This is a genomic window from Burkholderia sp. MR1-5-21 (assembly GCF_053427715.1).
Window position 1 is genome coordinate 142,120 of sequence record NZ_JBSAXD010000014.1, and the last position, 21,193, is coordinate 163,312.

Below are 21,193 nucleotides of genomic sequence, written 5' to 3' on the forward strand. Positions count from 1 at the left end.
CCGCGCGTTATTGGGCGGACGCCTGTGATGCGCCCCCGTGATGCTGGTCGCGATGTCCGCCTTTCGTGCCCGATGCGCCCATTGCGCCCGATGCGGCGCTCGCGCCATGTGCGCCCGACGCGCCTTTCGGCTTGTCCGCCGGGATCGTGATCTTCGAGCCTTCGCGCAGGCGGTCGGAGCCGTCGGTGACGACCCGCTCGCCGATCGCGATGCCATCGACGATGCTCGTGCGTTCGCCGTCGACCGGGCCGGTCTTGACCTTGCGCACCGTCACCGTGTTGTCCGGCTTCACGATATAGACGAACTGGCCGATCGAGCCGGTCAGCACGGCCGACGTCGGCACGATCGTCGCGTCGCGGATCACATTGACGAGCAGCCGCGTGTTGACGAACTGATTCGGGAACAGCAGGCCTTCCTTGTTATCGAAGGTCGCGCGCAGCTTGACCGTGCCGGTGGTGGTGTCGATCTGGTTGTCGAGCGTCGCGAGCGAGCCGGTTTCGAGCGGGTTCGTGTTGCTGCGGTCGTAGGCCGTCACCGACAGCTTGTTGCCCGCGTTCACCTGCTTGATGATTGCCGGCAGGTTGTCTTCGGACGTCGTGAAGATCACGCTCATCGGCTGCAGTTGCGTGATCACGACGATGCCGTTCGTATCGCTCGGCGTCACGTAGTTGCCGGGGTCGACCTGGCGCAGGCCGACGCGGCCCGACACGGGCGCGGTGATGTGCGCGTAGACGAGGTTCAGCTTGGCCGAATCGATTGCCGCCTGGTCGGTCTTCACGGTGCCTTCGTACTGCTTGACGAGCGACGCCTGCGTGTCGACCGTCTGCGACGCGATCGAGTCCTGCGACAGCAGCGTCTGGTAGCGCTTCAGGTCGCGGCGGGCGGTCGCGAGGAGCGCCTGGTCGCGCGCGAGCGTGCCTTCGGCGTTCTCGAGCGCGTTCTGGTACGGGCGCGGGTCGATCTGCGCGAGCAGGTCGCCCTTCTTCACGATCTGGCCTTCCTGGAACGCGACCGCCTGCAGGTAGCCCGAAAGCTGCGTCTTCACGGTCACGTTCGCGAGCGGCGTCACGGTGCCGAGCGCGGACAGCACGATCGGCATCTCGCCGTGCGTCGCGGTCGCGACCTGCACGGGCTGCGGGACGTTCGCCATCGCGGCGGGACCGCCGCGGCTGCGCTTGCCGGCGGTGGCGCTGGCGCCGTCCGCTCCGGACGGGCCGCTGGCCGTGCTGCGCCACGGGTGCCACCACAGCAGGCCGCCGACCACGACGAGCGCGAGCGCGCCGGCCATCAGCTTGCGGCGCGGGCGTCGCGCGGCGGGGGAGGCGGGCGCAGGTTCGTGCGCTGACGGCGTGGGCTTTTGTTGATTGTCCATCGGTTCTGTCTGGATGACGACGCGGCGCGCTGCGTACGGGGAGCGCAAGCGGGCCGCGCGTGGGCATACGGCATCTGGCGGGCCGGCCCGGCCCCCGACCCGCGCGGGAAAAGAACGGTGCGCACCGCGGATGCGGCGCGACGATGGGCATGATCCTACGTCCCGTCCCCGTTACAGTCCAGCCCCCTATCTTTCAACGGGTTACGGTCGTTACAGAACGCGACAGGAAGATGACAGACGGGTCAGTTGCCGCTGCGGCGGGCCGGGGCGCCGCCGATCTCGCGGGTGATCTTCGCGATGCACTCGTGCAGCGCCGGCACGACGTGCTGCTCGAGCCATTCGGGCGGGCACTGGTGCGATGCGCCGCCGCAGTTGACCGAGTAGCGCTGGCCGGACGGGCCGACGAAACCCGCGGCGACCGCGTTCAGGCCTTCGCGCCATTCGCCGATCGCGATCGCGTGGCCGTTGCGTGTCGCGTCGTCGAGCGCCGGGTTGAGCCGCGCGAACACGTGCGGCCAGTCGTCGCCGGCGGCGGCCCGCAGCGCGTCGATCAGCGCGCTGCGATCGTCGTCCTCGAGCGCGGCGAGATAGGCGCGGCCCACCGCGGTGCGCGCGATGTCCATCCGCGAGCCGATTTCGAGCCGCGTGACGAGCACCGCCGAGCGCGGCCGGATCACGTCGATCGCGACCATGTCAAGGCGGTCGCGCACCGCGAGGTGCACGGACAGCGACGTGCGCTCGGCCAGCTCGATCATGAACGGCCGCGAACGCGCGCGGATGTCGAAGTTGCGCAGGAAGCCGTGACTCAGCTCGAGCACCGATGCGGTGAGCACGAAGCGTTCGCTGTCCGGCAGCTGGAACAGGAAGCCGGCGCTGACGAGCGTCGCGGTGATCCGCGACACGGTCGGCTTCGGGATGCCGGTCAGCTCGGTCAGCTCGCGATTGCTGACCGGCGCGTCGGCGGCCGCGATGCGGCGCAGGACAGCAAGGCCGCGCGCGAGCGCGGTAATCTCGTCGGGCGACGATTCGCGTTCGCGGGAAGCGGGAGGAGGCACGGGTATCGACACGGGAGGTTCTCTCAATTTCCGAAACTGTATTTCAATTTTGTTGGTATCGTAGGATGATTGTCAAAAAATGCATGTTATACGCATGAACCGGTCATGCGATGAGATTTTACGGGTTCACCCTTGGTTTATTAGGAAAACGCTGAAGCTTTCGTTGCTGTAAATTGCAACGATTGGTGCAAATACCGCTTGACTTGACGATCGGAAACGGAAAGAATGTGTCACGTTTTCGAAACATCGTTTCGGAGTTTAACCGGCAACGTTGTTTCGCGCAGTCTCTCAGGTTCTAGCACGGCCCTCGGAATGGCTAGAACTTTTTTAGCGCCACGGTCTCCGTGGCGCTTTTTTTTGCCCGTCGCTTTTGCCCGTCTCCGCGCCACTTCAGGCCCGTATTATCCCCCGTCCTCCACATCCGTCCGCGCAAGTGCCCGCGGCGGACCTTCGCGCGCGCAAAAAAAAGCGCGATGCCCGCAAAGGCATCGCGCGAAAGGCGGCGTGGAGCCGACGAATGAAACGTGATGAAGCCGGAGTCCGTGTGCGTCAGGCCTTCGCGAGCTTGATGCTCGTCGGCTCGGCCGTCAGGTAGCCGACGCTCGCGCCGAACCGGTCCTTGAAATTCGCGCGCACGAGCGGGTCGAGCGTCGGCTTGACCTTGTCGTGCAGCGGCGATTCCCAGTCGCCCGCGTGCTGGAAGTTGCTCATGATGTAGGTCCAGCCGTTGATCTCGTCGACCGCGTGCAGGCCCGTCGATTCGGCGCCGGCCGGGCAGGACAGCACGCGCGTGAGCGTTTTCGTGTCGACGTTGTACGCCCACAGGAAGTTGTTCACGTGCATGCCCGAGTCCTCGCCGATGAACAGCGTGCGCAACTTTTCGGAGAACTTGAGGTTGTCGGGGTTCGCGACCTTGTCTGGGTTCGCGAGGTTGCCGAGCGCGTCCGCGGCGGCGAGGTCCTCGCCGACGAGCGCGGCCGGCGCGCTCATGTCGACCGGCACCCACTCGCTGTCGATCGCGGCGCCGTTCGAGTCGCGCTGACCGCCCTTCAGGTTCAGCGCATAGGTCGCGCCCGCGGCGATCTTCTTGTCGAGCGCAACGTCGCGCGATACGGCATTGCCCTTGACCATCGACGTCTCGATCCGCGACATCGCCGTGTAGACGATCTTGTCCTTCGCGTTCACCGTCGTCCCCTCGAGCTTCGTGAACGCCATGCTGCCGCCGAGCAGCGCCGCGTAGCGGTGCGTCTCGAGGAACGCGGCGGCCTTTTCCATGCCGGGCTTCACGCGGATCCAGTTGAACTTGCCGCTGAAATGGATCTTCGTGAAGCTCGCGTCGTTCGGATCGCTCGTCGCGACGTCCATGATGTCCGACCACTTCAGCGTGTTCGCGAGCGCCTCGATCTCCGCGCTCGTCGCGTGGCCGACCTTGATCCACGCGAGCGTCGCCGAGCCCGCGCCCGCCGACGACGTCTGCGTCCACTTCGCGACGTAGAGCGTGCCCGCCGACAGGTCGGCCGGCTTGTCGGCGACGAACATGAAGAGGCCGCCGTTGGTCGCGTCGTCGCCCATCATCACCGTGCGCTGGTCCGGCATCACCTGGATCAGCTCGTGCGAGATCCGGCCGAGGCAGTAGTGCTTCTTCGCGGTGCCGGTGCCGTCGGCGTTGACGATGATCTCGGGCAGGTGGCCGTAGTGATACGGGTTGGCCTTCGTCTCGTCGCCGAACGTGTTCCTGCTGAATGCCTTGAACTGCGCGTCGGTCGCGGCCTTCGTCGCGTCGGGCTCGTATTCCTCGCTCGACAGGTGCGTCCCCCACGGCGACAGGCTCGCGCCGCAGGTGATCCACAGGCCGTGCGCCTTCGACGTGTCGACGTTGTGGTACTTGACGAGCTTCAGCGCGCCGGTCGCCGGATCCTGGTCGAGCGTCAGCACCGCGATCGGCGACGGCAGCTGGCCGTACTGCGACACGCTCGCCTGGTCGCGCGTCGTGTATTCGAACTGCACGACCGCGAACACCGTGTTGCCCTTCACGCCGGGCACGCTCGCGTTCTTCACCGTCAGCAGCGAGCTGCCGTCCGGGCAGTCCGAATAGAACTGGCGTTCCTTGCCTGCCACCGAACGGTCGATGATCGGCTGGTTGTTGATGTCGTAGTAGCCGCCCGCGAGGATCGTGCCGCCCTTGCCGTCCGGCACCTTGTCGCCCGTCACGAAGAACGGCCGGTACGCGAGCTTGAAGTTGCGCGACGTGCCGTCGGAGAAGGACACCGACAGCATCGAGCCGACCGTCGTCGTCGCCATCGCGGACGCATCGGCGAGCGTCGGCGCGGCCATTGCCGAGAACGTCGCCGCGGCGAACGCGGCGGCGGCGGGCGTCGAGGCCGGGCCGTCGTCGCCGCCGCAACCCGTCAGCAGGGCGGGCAGCGCGAGACCGGAGAGGGGAAGCATCGGTGCGCCGGCGAGGATCTTCAGAGCCTGGCGACGGGAAGCATTGGGCAACGCGGGCATGGGGTGTCCAGTTTCAGGTGTTGGAAGAATCTTCGCCTTCGCACCGTTTGCAACAAGCAAGCAGGGCGAAGGCAAATTGAAAACTGGACGGAAGTGTAAGGACGCTCGATGAAAGTTTTTTGAATTGCAATTGTAATGTGATGCATGGCGTCCGAGTGGCGCTCAGTCGCGCTCGGGCGTCGCCGAGATGCGGTGGATCGACAGGTCGGCGCCGTCGAATTCCGCCTCGCGGTCGAGGCGCAGGCCGACGGTCGCCTTCAGCGCGCCGTAGACGAGCGTGCCGCCGGCCAGCGCGATCGCGATCCCGCCGAGCGTGCCGATGAGCTGCGACACGAACGACACGCCGCCGAGCCCGCCGAGCGCCGGCAGCCCGAACACGCCGGCCGCGAGGCCGCCGAGCGCGCCGCACATCCCGTGCAGCGGCCACACGCCGAGCACGTCGTCGATCCGCCACTTGTTCTGCACGCACGTGAACATCGCGACGAACAGCGCGCCGGCCGCGGCGCCGGTCGCGAGCGCACCGATCGGGTGCATCACGTCGGAACCCGCGCACACTGCGACGAGCCCCGCGAGCGGGCCGTTGTACGTGAAGCCCGGGTCGTTGCGGCCGGCGAGCCACGCGGCGAGCGTGCCGCCGACCATTGCCATCAGCGAGTTCACCGCGACGAGGCCGCTTACCTTGTCGAGCGTCTGTGCGCTCATCACGTTGAAGCCGAACCAGCCGACCGCGAGCACCCAGGCGCCGAGCGCGAGGAACGGGATGTTCGACGGCGGGTGCGCGGCGATCCGTCCGTCGTTGCCGTAGCGGCCGTGGCGCGCGCCGAGCAGCAGCACGGCGGGCAGCGCGACCCAGCCGCCGAACGCATGCACGACGACCGAGCCCGCGAAATCGTGGAACGGCGCGCCGAACGCGTGCGTGAGCCATGCCTGCACGCCGTAGCGCGCGTTCCACGCGATGCCTTCGAAGAACGGATAGACGAAGCCGACGATGATCAGCGTCGCGACGAGCTGCGGATTGAATTTCGCGCGCTCGGCAATGCCGCCGGAGATGATCGCCGGAATGGCGGCGGCGAAGGTCAGCAGGAAGAAGAAGCGCACGAGCGCATAGCCGCTGTGTTGCGACAGCGTGCCGATGTCGTCGAAGAACTCGACGCCGTACGCGATCGTGTAGCCGATGAAGAAGTACGCGATGGTCGACACCGAGAAATCGACCAGGATCTTCACGAGCGCATTGACCTGGTTCTTCTTGCGCACCGTGCCGAGTTCGAGAAACGCGAAGCCGGCATGCATCGCGAGCACCATGACGGCGCCGATCAACAGGAACAGCGTATCGACGCCGGATTTCAGATCATCCATTCCGAAGCTTCCTTGCTCAAAAAACGGGCAAGGGACGCAAAAATCGAGCCAAGTTGGTGAACGGATGCGTGGAAGTGGTGCGGGGGCACGACCCCGTGCGGCTTTCCGGTGAATTACACCTGTGCATCACCGGACGGCTTTCGCGTGGCGCCGGCCGGTGTTGCACGCGTGTGGTGCGACGCGTCCCGATCTGGTGCGTCATGAGGGGCGGCGCGGTGCACGCCGCGCACCGGCCTGGCGCGTCACTGGCGCGCGAACAGCAGGCGGGTGCGGCGCAGCCGCAGCGCGAGCACGGCCCAGTACGTGGCGACCGACGTGAGGCCGAGCGCGGCGAACGCGAGCGCCGCGAAGCCGGCCAGCGACGCGTCGGCGCCCTCGGCGCCCAGGATGCCGCGCACGACGATCAGCGCGGCCGTCCAGAACGCGAGGGCGGCTTGCGCCATCAGGCGCGCGGCATCGAAGCGGCGCTCGCGCCCGATTTCGGACGCGCGGGCAGTGAGCGGCGCGCGCAGGCACAGGAACAGGGTGGCGGCCAGCATGGCGGCGAGAAAGATGAACCAGTCGACAAGGAAATGCATGGACTTCGAAGGGCGGGCGATGCGAGTTGAGGCTGCGTCACTTTAGTGCGGCCGTCCGCACGTTTAAATCAGACGAGTCCGAAATTGAAAGCCATTTTTAACCTGCGGCTGGCAAATGGCGGTGCGCATCGGCGGTATCATCGACGTCGGTTCAATCCTGAGGGCCGCGCGACGCGCGGCCGGAGAATGCTGATGAAGATGAAGTCATCGCGGGTGCGCAGTACGCCCGTTCTGATCGCCGCCGCATGCGCGGCGGTGTTGCTCGCAGGCTGTGAGAAATCCCCGGCGCCGTCCGCGCCACCGCCCGATACGGCTGCGAGCGCGGCCGCCGACGTCGCGAAGCAGGCGACGCAGGCGATCGACCAGGTCGCGAGCGCGGTGAACCAGCAACTCGGCGTGGCGAAGGCCGGGATCGCGTCGGCGGCGTCGGCCGTGCCGCCGCTGAGTGCGAGCGGCCTTGCATCCGCCGCGCAGGCGCAGTTGAACGCGGCGGCGTCCGCGGTGGTGGGCCAGGCCGCGTCGGAAGCCGGCGCGCAGATCGCGGAGGCGGGCCGCAAGCTCCAGCAATGGAGCCAGCAGGGCGCGTCCGCAGCAAAGCCTGCCAGCGGTCAGTGACATGCCGGTTGCGCGATCCATAAAATGTAATTATCATGGTTACACATTGACGCCGGAAGCCGTGGTGGTCGCAGTACGGGGCCGGCGTCGCCGAGTGAGTGACGAATGAATACCAGCAGCCGGTTCGCGTTTGCCGTCCACGTGCTCGCCTTGCTGTCGATGCAGGAAGGCGTGCCGCTGTCGTCCGACGTGATCGCGGGCAGCGTGAACACGAATCCGGCGCTGATCCGCCGGCTGCTGTCGATGCTGGCGTCCGCGGGGCTGACGACGTCGCAGCTCGGCGCGGGCGGCGGCGCGCTGCTGGCGCGCGAGCCGGGCGGCATCACGCTGCTCGACGTGTACCGGGCGGTCGACGATGCGCAGCTGTTCGCGCTGCACCGCGAGGCGCCGAATCCCGCGTGCCTCGTGGGGCGGCACATCCAGGGCGTGCTCACCGGCTACATCGGCGACGCGCAGCGCGCGATGGAAGCGTCGCTCGCGACGCGCACGCTGGCCGACGTGACGGCCGACTTGCTGAATTCCGAGCAGCTTGGGCAGCAGGCGGGCGCCGGTGGATGAGCGCCAGCATGTGATGCAGTGAGCCGGACGGTGCGCATGCGCGACGTCCGGCGCGACGGGGTTGACCACCCCATTTTTTTCGTTCTTTTATGTAATTAACAGAGTTACATATTTTTCTTTCTGGAGAATCGACATGACGCAACGTCCCCTGAACATCGCGCTGTTTGGCGCCACCGGCATGATCGGCTCGCGCATCGCGGCGGAAGCCGCGCGACGCGGCCATCGCGTGACGGCGCTGTCGCGCACGCCCGGCGACAGCGCCGACGGCATCGCCGCGAAAGCCGCCGACCTGTTCGATCCCGCCAGCATCGCGGCCGCGCTGCCGGGGCATGACGTCGTCGCGAGTGCTTATGGTCCGAAGCAGGACGACACGGCGAAGGTCGTCGCGGCCGCGCGGGCGCTCGTCGCCGGCACGCGCGACGCAGGCCTGAAGAGGCTCGTCGTGGTGGGCGGCGCGGGCTCGCTCGAAGTCGCGCCGGGCAAGCAGCTCGTCGACGCCGAAGGGTTTCCGGACGCATACAAGGCGGTCGCGCTCGCGCACCGTGACGCGTTCGACTACCTGCGTTCCGTCGACGACCTCGACTGGACGTTCTTTGCGCCGGCCGCGCTGATCGCGCCGGGCGAGCGCACGGGCACGTTCCGCACCGGCGTCGGCAAGCTGATCGTCGACGCGAACGGCGACAGCAAGATCTCGGCGGAAGACTACGCGGTCGCGTTCGTCGACGCGCTCGAGCAGGGCAGCTTCGTGCGCGAGATCGCGACCGTCGCGTATTGAGCGGCGCGGTGGCCGGCGGCGCGAAGCCGCCGGTTCGCCCCAGGTTTGCCGTCGTTACGACCCCGCCGTTGCGTCCCGCCGTTACGTACCGTTACGCCCGGTTCGACGGTCGGGGCGCGGTGAGCGGCTACACTAGGCGATCCGTGCTTCCCCAGACAGGATCGCAATTTGCTTTCGTATTCCTTGCATTTTCTGGACTGGGCCTTGACGGCCTGTTGTCTTGTCTTGCTGACCGCCGTCGCCACCGCTGCGCGCGGACGGGTCAGGCTCCGTGTCGTGCTGGGCGCGGCGGCGCTCGGCCTCGCGGTCGCGCAGCCGGCCGGCGCGGCTGCCGCGCCTCCCGCCCTCGCGGCGTTCCAGAAACTGATCGCGCCGGCCGCCGAAGCGCCCGCGTCGGCGGCATCGGCTGTCGCCGCGTCGGGCGCCGCCGCGGCATCGGCGCCGTCGCCCGCGAGCGCGGCCGAGATCGCCCGATCGTTCAACGCGGTGATTCGCATGCTCGACAACGATCGGCAGCGCACCGCGCTCGTGTCGCAGCTCAAGGCGTTGCGCGACGTCGCGCAGACCGCGCAGGCGTCGTCCGCCGCATCGGCTGCATCGGCGGCGAACGCGGGCCTGTGGGGCGCGATCGCGTCCGGCATGGCGTCCGTCGAAACGAGCATGAAGCAGGGCGATTCGCCCGCGCGCTACTGGGCAGGCCGTTTCAATGCGGCCGGCAACGAGCTGTACACGATCGTGAGCGGCCATGGGCCCGAGTCGTTCGGCCATATCGTGCTCGACTGCGCGCTGCTGCTGTTCGGCTGGGGCGCCTGTGCGGTCGCGCTGATCTGGCTGCAGCAGCGGCTTGCCGCGCGGGTCGGCCTCGTCATCAAGCTGGATCCGAATCCGAGCGCGCGCGAGATGCTGATGTTCGCGCTGCGCCGCGTCGGGCCGTGGATCATCGCGTTCGCGGTCGTGCTCGCGATTGCCCGCAACCTGCCGGAATCGCTCGGCCGCACCGTCGCGCTCGTGATCGCGTACGCGATCGTGTCGGGCTCGGTGTTCGCGGCGCTGTGCCTGATCATGTTCGCGCTCTTCAGCGCGGGGCATCGCAGGGCGGCGGGGCGTGTGCTGATCGAGCGGTCGTGGCGGCTGCTGCGCGTGATCGGCGCGTTCGGCGCACTCGGCGACGCCGCGCTCAACTACGACGTCGCGCATCAGCTCGGCACCAATCTCGCGGGCCTGATCGCGACCGTTGCGAACATGGCGGCCGCGACGCTCTGCGCGTATTTCGCGCTTGCGTACCGGCGGCCCGTTGCGCACCTGATCCGCAACCGCAGCCATACGCTGCGCACGAACCACCGCGCGACGACCGAGATGGCGGAATTCGCCGCGTGGATCTGGCCGGTGCCGGTGCTGCTGCTCGCGTTCGCCGCGGTATTCGGCACGCTTGCGGGCAGCAGTACGTCGTCGAACCTGCTGCAGACGTCGATCGTCACCGCGCTGCTGCTCGTGCTCGCATTCTTCCTGTCGGCGGTCGTGCTGCGCATGACGCGCCCGAACCCTGCGCGTCGCCGCGTGCGGCGCAACCAGTCCGCGTACATCGCGCGGCTCGTGCGCTTCGCCGGCTCGCTCGCGACGCTGCTCATCTGGCTCGGCTACATCGAACTGACATCGCGGCTGTGGGGCATCTCGATCGCGCGCATCGTCGAGCACAGTGTCGCCGCGCGCGGGATCGCGCAGGCGGTGACCGCGATCGTCGTCACGTGGTTCGTGTCGTGGCTCACGTGGATCATCGTCGACACGGCGATTCTCGAGGCGCTCAATTCGGCCGCCGCGCGCCGCGGCCGCAATCCGAGCGTGCGTGCGCGCACGATGCTGCCGCTCGTGCGCAACGTCGTGTTCGTGACGATCCTCACGATCGCCGCGGTGGTCACCGCGGCGAACCTCGGCATCAACGTGACGCCGCTGCTCGCCGGCGCCGGCGTGATCGGCCTCGCGGTCGGCTTCGGCGCGCAGTCGCTCGTGACCGACCTGATCACGGGGCTGTTCATCATCGTCGAGGACACGATCTCGGTCGGCGACTGGATCGACGTGGACGGCGGGCATGCAGGCACGGTCGAACACCTGTCGATCCGCACCGTGCGGCTGCGCGACGGGCAGGGCGCGCTGCATGCGATTCCGTTCTCGCAGATCAAGATCGTCAAGAACCTGTCACGCGACTTCGGCTGCGCGGTGTTCGAGGTGCGCGCGCCGCTGTCCGCCGATGTGGATGCGCTCACGCACCTGATCCGCGACGCGGGTGCGGACCTGTGGAGCGACTTCACGGTGCGGCGCCTGATGCTGGGTGGGGTCGAGGTGTGGGGGCTCGACCGCTTCGAGCCGAACTGGCTGATCATCAAAGGCCAGATCCGCACGCAACCGCAGCAGCAGTCGACCGTGATGCGCGCGTTCAACGCGCGCGTGAAGGCGAGGATGGAGGCGGCAGGCATCGAGATGCCGGTGCCGCAGATGCAGATCGTGACGCCGACGGGGACGCGGCCGGAGCCCGTCGCGGCCGCCGGCGACACGGTGGCGGCCAACGAGGCCGCGGTGGCGGTGCCGGTTGCGGAGACGGGGACGTCCGCGTCGGCGGGCGCCGCGCACTCGGCGGCTTCGGGGGCGACGCACGCGGCGCCGGTTTCGGTTTCGGCTGCGTCCCTTCGGGACGGCGGTCTGGCTTGATGCGTCGCGGCAGGGCGACTGCGGCCGCGCTTCAGCGTTGTGGTTTCGCTACACGACGCGCGCCGAACGGCGCGTCGACGCGCCGTTACGCGTGACCGGACGCCGCGACGCGCACGACATCGTTGACGTGCGTCGCGATCTGCTCGCCCGCCACGCCATACACGTGCAGCGAGACGGCTGCCGTCTCGTCTGCCGCGTCCGCCGCGCCGGCGTGGCCGAGCTGGTGGATCCCTTGCGCGCCGGCCCGCACGAACGACACCGCGCCCGCTTCGCGCAAGTGGCGGCGCGCCTCGGTCGCCAGTCCCGCCGCCGCATCCCAGTCATACAGCGTTTCGGACAGCGTGCCGTCGAGCACCGTGTAGCCGCACCACGTCCGGTGGCCGTGGACGGGGCTGCACTGGCCCGGACGCCAGACCAGCACGACGATCGCGTAGCGCCCGAGCGGATCGGCGGCGAGCAGGTGGCGGCAATATTTCTGCGGATCGCACGCGCGCTCGGCGTCGGTGAGCCACGGCTCGGTGGCGCTGGCCTCGGCGAGCGCGGCCCGGACGCGGCGCGCGAATTCGGCATGCCGCGACGGATCGGTCGCGTCGTCGTCCGATGCGGCGGATTGCTCGGACGCCGCGTCGAACGCGGCGTCGATCTGCCGGCACAGGCGCGCCAGCGCCGGGCGTTGTGCGGGCTGGGCGGCCGCGGCAACGGGGACATCGCCGCGCGTCGTGCGCGCGGCGCGTTGCACGGTGGCGGAAAGGGCGGCTGACGGTTGCATGGCGTTCTCGTTGTCGTTGTCGGGCGCGTGGCGGCAAGCCCACGCATGTTGGTATTTATACCGGTCGACGCGGAGAAACGGTTTCCATATTGTTCCCCGGGATGTGCTATGCATAGAATAAATTTCTATCCACAAGGGGCCGAGGAAATGGATGCCATCGATCGCAAGCTGCTCGAATTGTTGCAGACGGATGCCACGCTGCCGATCGCGGAGCTCGCGCAACGCGTGAACCTGTCGCAGACACCCTGCTGGAAGCGCGTGCAGCGGCTGAAGGAAACCGGCGCGATCCGCGCGCAGGTGGCGCTGTGCGATCCGCGCAAGCTCGGTGTCGGCACGACAGTGTTCGTCGCCGTGCGCACCAACCAGCACACCGAGGAATGGGCGCAGCGCTTCACGCAGGCGGTGCGCGACATGCCGGAAGTCGTCGAGGTCTACCGGATGAGCGGCGAGACCGATTACCTGCTGCGCGTCGTGGTGGCCGGCATCGACGACTACGATCGCGTGTACAAGCGGCTGATCCGCGAGGTGCCGCTGTTCGACGTCAGCTCGTCGTTCGCGATGGAGCAGATCAAGTATTCGACGGCGTTGCCGGTGCGCGACGTCGCTGAACCCGCGTAGCGCCGCGAGTTCCCGCGGGTTCCTGCGATTTGGATACGCAGCTGCACCCGTACGCCGACCGGGCTGGCTGGCACGGGACCGCGTCAGCGATGCGCCCGCGAGTTCAGCGGCCGCGCGCGAGCGCGCGGGCGCGTTCGTCGGCGAGCGCGTCGCGGCGCACGAAATCCGCGACGAACGCGCTCGCCGGGTGGTGATGCAGCGCGTACGGCGTGTCCCATTGCGCGAGCTTCCCGTGCTGCATCACGCCGATCCGGTCGGCGATCGCGAATGCTTCGGCCTGGTTATGCGTGACGAGGATCGCCGTATGGCCCGTGCGCTTCAGGATGTCGCGCAATTCGAACGCGAGCCGCTCGCGCGTGTCGACGTCGAGATTCGAGAACGGTTCGTCGAGCAGCAACAGCTCCGGCGACGGCGCGAGCGCGCGGGCGAGCGCGACGCGCTGCTGCTGGCCGCCGGAGAGTTCGTGCGGATACGCGTCGGCGGCGTCCGCGAGGCCGACGAGCTCGAGCATCTCGGCGACGCGCGCGCACCGCTCGGCCAACGGCTGCCGCCGCAAACCGAACGCGACGTTGTCTGCGGCGCTCAGGTGCGGGAACAGCGCGTAGTCCTGGAACATCATGCCGATGCGCCGCCGCTCGGGCGGCACGTCGAGCGACGGCGATGCAACGGGCGCGCCGTCCAGCACGATGCGGCCCGCGCGCACGGGCTCGAAGCCGGCGATCGCGCGCAGCACGGTCGTCTTGCCGCATCCGGAAGCGCCGAGCAGGCAGCCGATGTCGCCGCGGGCGAGCGCGAGGCTCAGCCCGTCGACCACCGTGCGGCGGCCGTGCGGCGTGTCGTAGGCGAGGGAGAGGGCGTCGAGTTCGAGCAGGTTCACGATGTCAGTGTCCGATCTTGTGGCGGGTGCGGGCGAGCAGGATCACGGGCACGAGCCCGGCGAGCACGATCGCGAGCGCGGCGACCGCGCCTTCCTCGTAGGTGCCGCGCGCAGCCTCCGCGTACAGCCAGCTCGCGAGCGTGTCGAAGTTCAGCGGGCGCAGCAGCAGCGTGGCCGGCAATTCCTTCATCGCATCGACGAATACCAGCAGCGCGCTCGTCGTGAGCGCGGGCCGCAACAGCGGCAGGTGCACGCGCCGGAGCGTGCCGCCCGCCGTTTCGCCGAGCGAGCGGGCCGCCTGTTCGAGCGACGGCGGGATGCGCGCGAGGCCCGCTTCGATGCTGCCCGCCGAGATCGCGAGAAAGCGTACCGTGTACGCAATCACGAGCGCAGCCACCGAGCCCATCAGGATCAGTCCGTCGCGGCCGAGCAGCGCGCCGATCATGCGGTCGGCCGCCGCGAACGGCAACAGCAGGCCGATCGCGAGCACGGTGCCCGGCACCGCGTAGCCGAGACTCGCGATCCGCGCGCAAACCCGCGCCGGGCCCGCGCCCGCGCTGTCGCGCTGCGCGCGCGCGGCCCACGCGACGACCAGTCCGCACGCGAGCGTCGCCGCGGTTGCGGCGGACGCGACGGTCAGCGTGTTGGCGAGCCCCGTCAGCAGTTGCGCGGAGACGCCGCCGACGAGATGCAGCCGCTTGGCCGTTTCGACCGCGAGATACGCGGCCGGCGCGCCGAAACCGAGCAGCACGGGCAGCCAGCCGAGCGCGGCGGCGCTCCACGCGGCCGGGCCGGTCAGGCGGCGCGGCGCGATCGGCCGCATGCGCCGGCCGTGCGCGTAGCGCTGGCGGCGGCGCCCGTAGCGTTCGAGCGCGATCATCCCGACGACGATCGCGAGCATGGCGAGCGCAATCTGCGCGGCGCCGGCGAGGTCGGAGCGCGTGATCCACGTGGTGTAGACCGACACGGTCAGCGTCTGCACGCCGAGGAATTCGGACGCGCCGATGTCGTTCAGCGTCTCCAGCAGCGCGAGGCTGACGCCGACCGCGATCGCCGGCCGCGCGAGCGGCACGACGACGCGCCAGAACGTCGCGATGCGCCCCGCGCCGAGCGTGCGCGCGGCTTCGAGCAGGCTCGCGGACTGCGTGACGAACATCGCGCGCGTGCTCAGATAGACGTACGGATACAGCGCGAAGCCGAGCACGAAGACCGCGCCCGGCAGCGAACGCAGGTCGGGCAGGCGGAACTGGCGCGGGCTGTCGAAGCCGAGCAGCCAGCGGATTGCGCGCTGCACGGGGCCGATCGGGTGCAGCAGGTCGAGATACGCGAACGCGACGATGTAGGTCGGCACGGCGAGCGGCAGCAGCAGCGCCCACGTGAGCGCGCGGCGGCCCGGGAAATCGTAGGCCGTAACCAGCCACGCGCTGCCGGTGCCGACGACCGTGACGATCGCACCGACGCCCGCGAGCAGCAGCAGCGTGTTCGCGAGCGCCTGCGGCAGCACGAATTCGGCGAGGTGCCGCCAGTGCGCGAGATCGGCGTCGAGCGCGGCGCCGACGAGCGTCGCGATCGGCGCCGCGACCGCTGCGGCGATCACGAGCGCCGCAGCGAGCCACAGGCCGCCCCGCATGCCGCCCTTCATGCGCGGCATCCGCCGCGCGCGACGCGCGGGCGCGAGCGAAGCGTCAGTTGTCAAAGCCGACCTTGTCGACGAGCTGGCTCGCCTGCTTGCGGTACTTCGCGATCTCGGCGAGCGGCAGAGGATCGACCTTCAGCGGGCCGAAGCTCGCGACGACGGGGTCGAGCTTCACGTTCGCGCGCACCGGATACTCGTAGTTCGCCTGTGCGTACAGCGTCTGCGCGTCCGGCGATACGAGGTATTCGAGCAGCTTGACCGCGTTGGCCTTGTGCGGCGCGTGTTTTGCCACCGCGGCGCCGCTGATGTTCACGTGCGTGCCGCCGCTCTTCTCGTTCGCGAAGGTCGGCCGCACGACCTTGATCGCGTCGCCCCACTTGCGTGCGTCGCTGCCCGGCTCTGCGTGCGTCATGTGGCCGACGTAGTACGCGTTCGCGAGCCCGACGTCGCAGATGCCGCCGAGGATGTCGCGCGCGACGTCGCGGTCGCCGCCCGTCGCCTTGCGCGCGAGGTTCGCCTTCACGCCGCGCAGCCACTTCTCGGTCGCGGCCTCGCCGTCGTGCGCGATCATCGCGGCGACGAGCGCGGTGTTGTACGGATGCTGGCCCGAGCGGATGCACACCTTGCCTTTCCACTTCGGATCGGCGAGGTCCTCGTAGCGGAACGCGTCGACCTTCAGGTCCTTCTCGACGTACAGCACGCGGTCGCGCAGCGACAGTGCGTACCAGTCGCCCTGGGCGCCGCGCAGGTTCGCGGGAATCGCGTCGTCGAGCGCCTTCGAGCTGACCGGCTGCGTGAGCCCGCCGTCGACGAGGTCGAGCAGGTTGCCGATGTCGACCGTCATCAGCACGTCGGCCGGCGACTGGCCGCCTTCCGCCTTCACGCGCTCGAGCAGGCCGTCCTTCACGAACACCGTGTTGACCTTGACGCCGCTCTGTTTCGTGAACGCGTCGATGAGCGGCTGGATCAGCTTCGGTTCGCGGGTGGTGTACAGGCTGACTTCGTCGGCCGCGTGGGCGAGCGGCGCGAACGCGGCGGCGGAAACGGCGAGGGCGCTGACGAGCGGAAGCAGGCGGGGGCGCGAGGGCGACATGGAGGCTCCGGTGAGGCAGGCAGACGAACGGGCGTTCCGGGACGCGCCTGCCGCTCGGCGACCCGGAACATTACAAAGCGAAAGATCCAGGATTCTAGATCGAAATGGGAATGATTATCAAATGAAAGCTTGCGCTGGGCGCTGAAAATTACGTGCGGCACGGGCGGCGGGGCGGAGGAAGATGTGCGGCAAGGTGCGCGCAAGCGCGTAGAATGCCCGCTTCGATGAATTTGACGGAGCCGGGCCCGACCATGAACGATCAGCGCAAGAAGAATCCTGTACGCAACGTGGGCATCCTGATCGTCGTGGTCGTCGCGATCGTGATCGCGACGATCCTCTACAACGCGATCTCGCAGAAGCGTGCATACGACGAGGCGCATCCCGCCGAGGCGTCGAGCGCGTCGGCCGCGCACTGAGGCTGCTGCGCCGGGCGCGCTGGGCCGCCACGAAAGGCGGCGCGCGACCGGCAGCGCGGGAAGCAGCCGGGCGGGATACGGCAGGGGGGCGCCGAAGCTGGCGCGCATCCGGCCGGGAGGACAGCGAGGCGGGCGCCGGAGCCGGCGCCCGCCTGTGTACGCGCCAACGTGTGTGCGTCAGCGTGACGCAGGCGCGAATTTCGGGCGGATCCGGATGAAGAAGACCGCCGCGAGGAGCACGAGCCACGCGGCGCCGACATACAGCGCGATGCGGGTGTCCTCGAACCAGCCGAGCATCACGATCACGAAACCCATGAACGCGATCGTCAGTGCCGGCGCGACCGGCCACAGCGGCACCTTGAACTTCAGCGCCGCGACTTCGGCGGCCGGCAGGCGGCGGCGCATCGCGACCTGCGACAGCAGGATCATCAGCCACACCCACACCGTCGCGAACGTCGCGATTGCCGCGACCATCTCGAACACGTCCTTCGGCATCAGGTAGTTGAGCAGCACGCCGACGAACAGCGCGGCGGCCATCACGAGCACCGTGACCCACGGCACGCCGTGCCGGGACGTCGACATCAGCACGCGCGGCGCCTGGCCCTGCTGCGCCATCCCGAACATCATGCGGCCTGCGCCGAAGATGTCGCTGTTGATCGCCGAGATGGCCGCGGTGATCACGACGACGTTCAGGACCGTCGCGGCCGATTTCACGCCGAGCGACGAGAAGATCTGCACGAACGGGCTGCCGTTGCTGCCGACACCCGTCCACGGGCTGATCGACATCAGCACGACCATCGTCAGCACGTAGAACAGCAGGATCCGCGCCGGCACTGCGTTGATCGCGCGCGGGATCACGCGCTCCGGGTTCTTCGCCTCGCCGGCGCTCATCCCGATCACCTCGATGCCGCCGTACGCGAAGATCACGACCGACAGCGACGCGATCAGCCCGCCGAACCCGTTCGGCAGGAAGCCGCCGTGGTTCCACAGGTTCGCGAGCGACGGCGCGTCGGCCGTGTGGCCGAGGTGCATGCCGGTCGCGAGGATCGCGACGCCGCCGCCGATCATCGCAATGATCGCGCCGACCTTGATGATCGACAGCCAGAACTCGAGCTCGCCGAACACCTTCACGTGACACAGGTTCAGCCCGCAGATGACGGTCACGACCCCGAGCACCCAGATCCACTGCGGCACGCCCGGAAACCAGAAACCCATGTAGATGCCGAACGCGGTGATGTCCGCGATCGCGACGATCACCATTTCGAGCGTGTAGGTCCAGCCGGTGACGAAGCCTGCGAACGGGCCGAGGTTCTCGGTCGCGTAATGGCCGAACGAACCGGCGACAGGCTCGCGCACGGCCATTTCGCCGAGCGCGCGCATCACCATGTAGACGGCGGCGCCGCCGAGGATATAAGCCAGGATTACCGCCGGGCCCGCGAGCTGGATCGCGGACGCCGAGCCGTAGAACAGGCCGGTGCCGATCGCCGAGCCCAGCGCGAGAAAGCGGATATGCCGCGCGCTCAGGTGGCGCTGCAAGTTTTTCATCGAGTCTCCGATATGTTTATTGCGACGAACCGGGCGAGCGGGGCCGGTTCGATTGGACCTAAGTTGTCTATACAACTTGATGTCGGACGAATGATACCAAGCAGCGTGCATCATACGGAATCAGGGAATCCCTGACTGGCGCGATGCGCGGAAGCGGAGGCAAGGGGCGTTGCTGCACCGGGCAGGGGCGCGCGATGCCCGTGGCGTATGACGGATTCGCCGCGTCCGAGAGGCTTTTCGAAAGGGGCAGGCGCCAGCGGCGCGCCCGTCCTTCCGGTGGGGCACGCCGGCGCGTCTTGCGTGCGAATGCGGCGAATGTGCGAGCCGGCGCTAGGCCGGCAGGCGGATCATGCTCGCATCCTTGCGGATCAGCAGCGATGACGCGAGCATCTGCTTGCACTGGTGCGCGAGCACCTTCAGGTCGTGCGTGCGCTCGGCGCTGACCGCGTCGGACTGCTCGGCGGCGACGACCATCGCGTCGAGGTCGCGCGTGATCTGCCTGGTCGCCTCCAGCTGGTGCGCGGGCGGCGGCTCGCCGGCCTCGGCCTTCTCGAGGTTCTCGAGCACGGCGGCGAGGCCGCGCTGCAGCGCATTGTCGTGGCGCGCGGGGGGATCGGCGGGGTCGTCATCGGCCGAGCACGCGCTGCGGATCAGCGGCGCGGCGGCCGTGATCTGCGCGCCGAGCACGTGCGTCTGCACGAGCAGGTCGTTCAGCTCCGGCACGAAGCGCTGGTGCGCCTTCGGTTCGATCATCATCCGCTGGAACGCCTGGCCGAGGTTCGCGAACGCGATGTGCACGTTCTTGCGCGCGAGGCGGTACGGGTAGTCGCCGTCGAGGCTGGCGACCGGCGCTTCGACCGCCGCCGCGACGACCGGCACGACGGCCGCGCCGTCGGGGCCCCGCATGGCGGCCTCGGGCACGACCGGCGCGCGCGCGCCGCGGCCGACGCGCCACGCGGCCTCGAAGTACTTGCGGGTTGACGTCAGCACGTCGGTGACGAGCTTGCCCATCAGCCGGTATTCCCAGTACGGGAACAGCCGGCTCGCGGCGATCGCGATCATGCAGCCGACGACGGTGTCGATCGCGCGCTCGCCGATGATGCGCATGTTGCCCGGCGCGAGCAGGTGGAACATCAGCAGCACGTACGACGACGTGAACACGACGCTCGCCGCGTAATTGAACAGCAGCAGGCTGTAGCTCATCACCATCGACCCGAACATCATCACGATCAGCAGGTGCGGATTCTTGACCGTGTAGATCAGCGCGAGGCTCGCCGCGCAGCCGATCAGCGTGCCGACGATACGCTGCGCGTTGCGCTGCTTGGTCAGCGAATAGCCGGGCTTCAGGATGATGATGCTGGTCATCACGATCCAGTACGCGTTGGTGAGCGGCAGCAGCCGCCCGAGCCAGAAGCCGACCGCGACCGCAATCGTCACGCGCAGCGCGTGGCGGAAGCTCGGCGAGCGCATGTTCAGGTTCGAGAAGATCAGGAGCGGCGACATCCGGCGGCGCTGCAGGAAGCGCGTGAGCGCCTTGTCGATCTTCAGCTCGGTCTGCTGCGGATCGGCGCGGCCGGACAGGTTGCGCCGCATCCGCTCGATCAGGCGCGTCGCGCTCCAGATCCGCCGGAACGTCGCGAGCACCGCCGCGTACGCTTCCGCATTGGTGGCCGGGAAGTTCTTCTTGCGCATCAGCTCGATCTCGTACTCGATCGCGCGCAATTCGGCCTTCACGCTGATCCGCGAGTGCGGTGCACGGTTCTCGAGCACCGCGAGGCCGATTTCCTCGAGGTCGAACGCCGCTTTGCGGATCAGGTCGCGGTAGAAGATGATCAGGTCCGAGCCGCCGAACGTGTTGCGCACGAGCGGGTAGTCGGTGTGGGCGCCGACGAACAGTTCGTGCAGGTCGACGCTGTTGATGAACAGGTTGTACATCGTCACGCGGCCCGGGTCGAGCTTGCCGCGGCGCAGCTTCGGCAGGTTGCGCAGCACGATGTCGCGCGCGGTCTCCTGCGTCTCGACCGCGGTGATCTGCTTGGCGACCAGATTGCGGTAGCACTCGTCGAGATCGGCGTCGAGGTCGTAGAATGCGGCGCGCGCGAGCAGGTAGTCGGCGCACGCGAACAGGCTCTCGGCGAGCGCCTGCTGCTCGATCCGGCGCGCCTGCCATTGCGACACGATGGTCGCCCAGTACGTGTACCAGAGGCCGCCCGCGAGAATCCAGCCCGCGTTGATGAACGCCTGCAGCGGCGTGAGATTCTCCTCGAGCGTCATCACCATCATGAACAGCGTCGCGAAGCTGATCTGCGGCCAGCGGTTGCCGTAGACGACGATCAGCGACAGCACGAACGTGAGCGGCACGATCGTCAGCCACAGTGCGAAGATGTTCGGCGTCGCGAGGCCCGTCGCGAGCGCGGCGAGAAAGCCGATCACGCTGCACGCGAGCATTTCGTTGTGCTTGTACTTGAGCGGGCCCGGCATGTCGACGACGCATGCACCGAGCGCGCCGGTCGAAATCGTGAAGCCGAGCTCGCGGTTGTGGAACACGAGCAGGCAAATCACCGCGGGGAGCGAGACACCGACCGCGATGCGCAAGCCGCCGAAAAAATACTGGCTGTAAAGAAACTTTCTGATTTCGACGGAATAGCGCATCGATGGGCTGCAAGGCTGACGAAGACACCAGGGCGGCGTTCGGATTGGCGACGAGTCTATCGTATTT

17 protein-coding genes are annotated in these 21,193 nt (G+C 68.4%); 6 read left to right on the top strand and 11 right to left on the bottom strand.

All coding sequences use genetic code 11. The features are described from left to right. Positions 1-7: 7 nt before the first annotated feature. The 5 genes from ACV229_RS20395 to ACV229_RS20415 all read right to left on the bottom strand — a co-directional run bounded on the left by ACV229_RS20395 (position 8) and on the right by ACV229_RS20415 (position 6,869). On the bottom strand, positions 8-1,372 hold the full coding sequence (locus ACV229_RS20395; RefSeq protein WP_448084902.1) for an MdtA/MuxA family multidrug efflux RND transporter periplasmic adaptor subunit: 1,365 nt from the start codon (positions 1,370-1,372) through the stop codon (positions 8-10). A 242-nt stretch (positions 1,373-1,614) separates the two neighbouring features. After that, positions 1,615-2,439: an IclR family transcriptional regulator gene (locus ACV229_RS20400; protein ID WP_448084903.1), complete on the bottom strand. Its 825-nt coding sequence runs from the start codon at positions 2,437-2,439 to the stop codon at positions 1,615-1,617. A gap of 537 nt (positions 2,440-2,976) precedes the next feature. Next, positions 2,977-4,935 carry a PhoX family protein gene (locus ACV229_RS20405; protein WP_448084904.1) on the bottom strand — a complete coding sequence of 653 codons (1,959 nt, stop codon included), beginning with the start codon at positions 4,933-4,935 and terminating at the stop codon, positions 2,977-2,979. Positions 4,936-5,097: 162 nt separating this feature from the next. Beyond that, the gene (locus tag ACV229_RS20410) at positions 5,098-6,291 is read right to left on the bottom strand and encodes an ammonium transporter (RefSeq protein ID WP_448084905.1); all 1,194 of its coding nucleotides are present in this window, start codon (positions 6,289-6,291) and stop codon (positions 5,098-5,100) included. Between the two features lie 242 nt (positions 6,292-6,533). Next, positions 6,534-6,869 carry a hypothetical protein gene (locus ACV229_RS20415; RefSeq protein WP_448084906.1) on the bottom strand — a complete coding sequence of 112 codons (336 nt, stop codon included), beginning with the start codon at positions 6,867-6,869 and terminating at the stop codon, positions 6,534-6,536. 192 nt (positions 6,870-7,061) lie between these two features. On the opposite strand from ACV229_RS20415, the gene ACV229_RS20420 reads away from it, so the two are divergent. From ACV229_RS20420 to ACV229_RS20435, 4 genes are all read left to right on the top strand, one after another. After that, positions 7,062-7,484, top strand: coding sequence for a hypothetical protein (locus tag ACV229_RS20420; protein ID WP_448084907.1), 423 nt, complete (start codon positions 7,062-7,064; stop codon positions 7,482-7,484). A 105-nt stretch (positions 7,485-7,589) separates the two neighbouring features. Further along, positions 7,590-8,042, top strand: a complete 453-nt coding sequence (locus ACV229_RS20425) for an Rrf2 family transcriptional regulator (RefSeq protein ID WP_448084908.1) — start codon at positions 7,590-7,592, stop codon at positions 8,040-8,042. A gap of 133 nt (positions 8,043-8,175) precedes the next feature. Next, positions 8,176-8,817, top strand: a complete 642-nt coding sequence (locus tag ACV229_RS20430; protein WP_448084909.1) for an NAD(P)-dependent oxidoreductase — start codon at positions 8,176-8,178, stop codon at positions 8,815-8,817. A 495-nt stretch (positions 8,818-9,312) separates the two neighbouring features. After that, a complete protein-coding gene (locus ACV229_RS20435) occupies positions 9,313-11,520 on the top strand; it encodes a mechanosensitive ion channel family protein (protein ID WP_448084961.1) in 2,208 nt (735 codons plus the stop codon). Between the two features lie 85 nt (positions 11,521-11,605). On the opposite strand, the gene ACV229_RS20440 is transcribed toward ACV229_RS20435, so the two are convergent. Then, positions 11,606-12,289 carry a cysteine dioxygenase gene (locus tag ACV229_RS20440; RefSeq protein WP_448084910.1) on the bottom strand — a complete coding sequence of 228 codons (684 nt, stop codon included), beginning with the start codon at positions 12,287-12,289 and terminating at the stop codon, positions 11,606-11,608. 147 nt (positions 12,290-12,436) lie between these two features. Between ACV229_RS20440 and ACV229_RS20445 the strand changes: the two genes are divergently transcribed. Further along, on the top strand, positions 12,437-12,907 hold the full coding sequence (locus ACV229_RS20445; RefSeq protein WP_448084911.1) for an Lrp/AsnC family transcriptional regulator: 471 nt from the start codon (positions 12,437-12,439) through the stop codon (positions 12,905-12,907). Positions 12,908-13,010: 103 nt separating this feature from the next. On the opposite strand, the gene ACV229_RS20450 is transcribed toward ACV229_RS20445, so the two are convergent. Genes ACV229_RS20450 through ACV229_RS20460 form a run of 3 tightly spaced genes read right to left on the bottom strand, consistent with a single transcriptional unit; the run spans position 13,011 to position 16,513 of the window. Next, the gene (locus tag ACV229_RS20450; protein WP_448084912.1) at positions 13,011-13,784 is read right to left on the bottom strand and encodes an ABC transporter ATP-binding protein; all 774 of its coding nucleotides are present in this window, start codon (positions 13,782-13,784) and stop codon (positions 13,011-13,013) included. A gap of 4 nt (positions 13,785-13,788) precedes the next feature. After that, positions 13,789-15,480: an ABC transporter permease gene (locus ACV229_RS20455; RefSeq protein ID WP_448084913.1), complete on the bottom strand. Its 1,692-nt coding sequence runs from the start codon at positions 15,478-15,480 to the stop codon at positions 13,789-13,791. Continuing rightward, a complete protein-coding gene (locus ACV229_RS20460; RefSeq protein ID WP_448084914.1) occupies positions 15,470-16,513 on the bottom strand; it encodes a Fe(3+) ABC transporter substrate-binding protein in 1,044 nt (347 codons plus the stop codon). The genes ACV229_RS20455 and ACV229_RS20460 overlap by 11 nt, the downstream gene beginning before the upstream one ends. Before the next feature lie 251 nt (positions 16,514-16,764). Here ACV229_RS20460 and ACV229_RS20465 point away from each other — a divergent pair, with 251 nt between their 5' ends. Further along, on the top strand, positions 16,765-16,929 hold the full coding sequence (locus tag ACV229_RS20465; protein WP_448084915.1) for a hypothetical protein: 165 nt from the start codon (positions 16,765-16,767) through the stop codon (positions 16,927-16,929). A gap of 177 nt (positions 16,930-17,106) precedes the next feature. Here the strand turns inward: ACV229_RS20465 and ACV229_RS20470 are convergent, their stop codons facing one another. Then, positions 17,107-18,474, bottom strand: a complete 1,368-nt coding sequence (locus ACV229_RS20470; protein WP_448075306.1) for an amino acid permease — start codon at positions 18,472-18,474, stop codon at positions 17,107-17,109. Between the two features lie 330 nt (positions 18,475-18,804). Continuing rightward, complete coding sequence (locus tag ACV229_RS20475) at positions 18,805-21,126, bottom strand: FUSC family protein (protein ID WP_448084916.1); 2,322 nt, start codon at positions 21,124-21,126, stop codon at positions 18,805-18,807. Between the last annotated feature and the right edge of the window lie 67 nt (positions 21,127-21,193).

Coding starts and splice junctions, on each gene's coding strand:
- ACV229_RS20395 (WP_448084902.1), bottom strand. CDS start 1,372: ATGGACAATCAACAAAAGCCCACGCCGTCAGCGCACGAACCTGCGCCC.
- ACV229_RS20405 (WP_448084904.1), bottom strand. CDS start 4,935: ATGCCCGCGTTGCCCAATGCTTCCCGTCGCCAGGCTCTGAAGATCCTC.
- ACV229_RS20410 (WP_448084905.1), bottom strand. CDS start 6,291: ATGGATGATCTGAAATCCGGCGTCGATACGCTGTTCCTGTTGATCGGC.
- ACV229_RS20415 (WP_448084906.1), bottom strand. CDS start 6,869: ATGCATTTCCTTGTCGACTGGTTCATCTTTCTCGCCGCCATGCTGGCC.
- ACV229_RS20420 (WP_448084907.1), top strand. CDS start 7,062: ATGAAGATGAAGTCATCGCGGGTGCGCAGTACGCCCGTTCTGATCGCC.
- ACV229_RS20425 (WP_448084908.1), top strand. CDS start 7,590: ATGAATACCAGCAGCCGGTTCGCGTTTGCCGTCCACGTGCTCGCCTTG.
- ACV229_RS20430 (WP_448084909.1), top strand. CDS start 8,176: ATGACGCAACGTCCCCTGAACATCGCGCTGTTTGGCGCCACCGGCATG.
- ACV229_RS20435 (WP_448084961.1), top strand. CDS start 9,313: ATGCTCGACAACGATCGGCAGCGCACCGCGCTCGTGTCGCAGCTCAAG.
- ACV229_RS20440 (WP_448084910.1), bottom strand. CDS start 12,289: ATGCAACCGTCAGCCGCCCTTTCCGCCACCGTGCAACGCGCCGCGCGC.
- ACV229_RS20445 (WP_448084911.1), top strand. CDS start 12,437: ATGGATGCCATCGATCGCAAGCTGCTCGAATTGTTGCAGACGGATGCC.
- ACV229_RS20460 (WP_448084914.1), bottom strand. CDS start 16,513: ATGTCGCCCTCGCGCCCCCGCCTGCTTCCGCTCGTCAGCGCCCTCGCC.
- ACV229_RS20465 (WP_448084915.1), top strand. CDS start 16,765: ATGAACGATCAGCGCAAGAAGAATCCTGTACGCAACGTGGGCATCCTG.
- ACV229_RS20470 (WP_448075306.1), bottom strand. CDS start 18,474: ATGAAAAACTTGCAGCGCCACCTGAGCGCGCGGCATATCCGCTTTCTC.
- ACV229_RS20475 (WP_448084916.1), bottom strand. CDS start 21,126: ATGCGCTATTCCGTCGAAATCAGAAAGTTTCTTTACAGCCAGTATTTT.